The organism is Halorubrum tibetense, assembly GCF_042661865.1.
Classification (GTDB): domain Archaea; phylum Halobacteriota; class Halobacteria; order Halobacteriales; family Haloferacaceae; genus Halorubrum; species Halorubrum tibetense.
This window is the reverse complement of record NZ_JBHSWW010000608.1, coordinates 1-661: the sequence shown is the minus strand read 5'-3', so window position 1 is coordinate 661 and position 661 is coordinate 1. Positions and strand designations below refer to the sequence as shown.

Sequence of the window (661 nt, the reverse complement as noted above, 5' to 3'; positions counted from 1 at the left end):
GTGAGCAGTGAGGGGTCTTTCATCAGCGGTGAATCTTTTTTACCTAAGTCACCGGAAAAAACCACGCGTTTTTGCTGGCCGCGTTCATTGATATCTAATTGCACAATGGCTGAACCAAGGATGTGACCCGCGTCATGCAGTGTGACGGACAGGTGGGACTTTATTTCTGTTGCTTGGCCATAGGCAATGCCTCGGCATAGGCCGAGTACCGTTTTCACGTCGTCTAGGCTATAGAGTGCTTCTACCGTCGGTTGGCCACGGCGTTCGCGCTTGATGTTTTCTCTTTCGAGATCGCGCATGTACAACCCCGCTGCATCGTCTAGCATAATTTCCAGCAGCTCAGCCGTTGCTTTGGTGCAGTAAATCGGGCTGTTAAAGCCTGCGTGCACAAGCATGGGCAGCAGGCCTGAGTGATCGAGATGGGCGTGGGACAGTACCAACGCGTCTATTTCTGAGGGCTCAAACAGAAACTGTTCCGTTGGCAGCCTCTCAATAGCGTCGCCGCCTTGATGCATGCCGCAGTCTAGCAATATGTTGCCGGCGCCAGGTACGGATACTAAGTGGCATGAGCCAGTGACTTCCTGTGCTGCGCCTAAGAATTTGATGGTAGCCATAGTGATTCCTGTTGTGATGGGAGCTACGTTTAGTAAAACCTGTTTCA

General features: G+C 51.9%; 1 protein-coding gene. It reads right to left on the bottom strand.

Annotation, left to right across the window (positions count from 1 at the left end; genetic code table 11):
• Positions 1 to 515, bottom strand: a 515-nt coding sequence (locus tag ACFQEU_RS17245) for an MBL fold metallo-hydrolase (protein WP_379784143.1), incomplete at its 3' end; no start/stop codon positions are given.
• Positions 516 to 661: the final 146 nt, after the last annotated feature.